This is a genomic window from Chrysiogenia bacterium (assembly GCA_020434085.1).
Classification (GTDB): Bacteria; JAGRBM01; JAGRBM01; order JAGRBM01; family JAGRBM01; genus JAGRBM01.
Genome location: JAGRBM010000543.1, coordinates 1 through 2,062, shown reverse-complemented (window position 1 = coordinate 2,062; position 2,062 = coordinate 1). Strand labels below are relative to the sequence as shown.

Annotated in this window: 2 protein-coding genes; both read right to left on the bottom strand. The window is 63.4% G+C overall.

Annotation, left to right across the window (positions count from 1 at the left end; all coding sequences use genetic code 11):
- Positions 1 to 151: 151 nt before the first annotated feature.
- Positions 152 to 1,456, bottom strand: a complete 1,305-nt coding sequence (locus KDH09_18005; protein MCB0221598.1) for a DegT/DnrJ/EryC1/StrS family aminotransferase — start codon at positions 1,454 to 1,456, stop codon at positions 152 to 154.
- Between the two features lie 132 nt (positions 1,457 to 1,588).
- On the bottom strand, positions 1,589 to 2,062 hold a 474-nt coding region (locus KDH09_18000; protein MCB0221597.1), incomplete at its 5' end, for a hypothetical protein.

Below are 2,062 nucleotides of genomic sequence, written 5' to 3'. Positions count from 1 at the left end.
CGGGCACGACGCTCAGATAAATGTAGAGGGTGAGCGAGACTCCCACCAGAATCGCCGCCAGCGAAAGGCGCAGATACTCGGGCCCCGCGCGGCGCAGGATCTTGAGCACCGCCTCGACGAAGTTGTCGAATTTTGGATTCATGGCGGCGGCTCAGTCCTGCCGGTCCAGGAACTCGCAGACGATGTCGGCCATCTGGCCGGCGCGCTCCTCACTCAGGCCGCCGCTGTTGCCGAACATGATGCCCCGGCGCATGACCGACTCGGTATTGGGAAGCTCGCCGACTACGCGGTAGTGGAGCTGCTCGGCCGCCGGTTGTTTTACGAAGTTGCCGGTGAGAATCGTGCGCGTTTCGATGCCTCTGGATTCCAGATGCTCCGAGAGCTGCTCGCGCGTAAAGGGCGCGCCCTCGGCCACGAGGAACGGATAGTAGAACCACGTATGCAGGCAGCCCTCTGACGGGCGGGTAAGCTCGATGAGCTTGGGATACTTCGCAAGCCGCTCGCTCCAGAGCGTGGCGTTGCGACGACGCGCATCGTTGAAGGCGTCGAGCTTGGCGAGCTGTTCGAATCCAAACGCCGCCTGGATTTCCGTCGGGCGGAAATTGAAACCCACCGCCATGAACAGAAAACGCGCGTCGATCTCCGGGTTGCGCGCGGCCAGTGCGTCGTAGCTAGTCGACGGCCGCGCCCATCCATAGGTGCGCATCACGCGCGCCAGGTCGGCGATCTCGTCGGAGCCGGTCACCAGCATTCCGCCCTCGATAGTGTTGAGGTGGTGGGAATAGAAGAAACTGTAGGTGCCCACATCGCCGAAGGTGCCGGCGACCTTGCCGCCGAGCTCCGTCCCGAGGGCCTCGCAGCAATCCTCGATGAGCAGCAACTCGTGCGCTTTCGCAATTTCCTGCAGCGCGTCCACACGCGCGGCATTGCCGAGCACGTGGATCGGCAAAATGGCGCGGGTCTTTTCGGTAATCGCGGCCTTCACGCACGCGGGATCGAGGCACAGCGTCACCGGATCGACGTCGACAAAGACGGGGACGAGCCCGAGCAGCGTGAGCGGTGAGATGGTCGTGGGCCAGGTGAGCGCCGGGACAATGACTTCATCGCCGCGCTGGAGCGGGCGTTCGAGCAGCGAAGAAGAGAGCACCGAGAAGGCCAGCAGATTCGCCGACGATCCCGAATTGACCATCACCGCTTGTTTTGCGCCAACGCGCGCGGCGAAGGCGCGCTCGAAGGCCTCGACCTTTGGCCCCATGGTGAGCCGGTCGCTCAGCAGCACATCGAGCGCGGCGGTCACTTCCTCCGCGCCATAAGTGGGCACGCCCAGCGGATAGCGATTTTCCGGCGCCTCGGCAGTGACGCCCCCAGCAAACCACTCGCCCAGCAGGCGATGCAATTCCGCGCGGATTTTTTCCCGGTCGGCCATGGTGCTCCAGCGGTGAATCTCTGCACTCACTTTATTTGGTGCGGGGCAAGAGCGCCACAGGGATTGGTGTGATCCGTATCGCGTGGGATGTTCGGCCCATGCTATTGCAAAATGGGTTTGGCAAGCCAAGCCCATGCAACGGGTTGGTATTCGAGTTGCGACTCAGAACATTCGCGCCGAGGGGGCGAGGCCCTCGATGAGCTTCTCGTTGCGCACCTCGATGATGCGCTCGAGCAGGCTCCAGACTTCCTCGATATTCTTGATCGAATAACTCGCGTTGGAAGTCGGTGCCGGACGGCCCACGCGAAGGCCGACGCCCAGGTCCGCGACGGCGGCGAAGGCGTCTTCGTTGGTGGTATCGTCGCCGATGTAGATGGCCAGGTCGCTCTTGAGGTTGAAGCCCACGCGCCGCATGATCGCCACGGCGGCGCTGCCCTTGTCGTGGCCGGTGTTGGGCATGTACTCGCTGGCCTGTTTGCCGTGGACGATGCGCAGCGCGTCCTCGTGCTCGGCTTCGAGCTCGCGGGCGGATTCCGAAAAACTCTTGCGCGCCGCGGCCGAGGCCTTCGACCAGTCGGTTGCGGTGTAGAGACCCAGGTTGGTGAAGGTCGCGCCCTTGGTCTTCGTCGCCAGTTT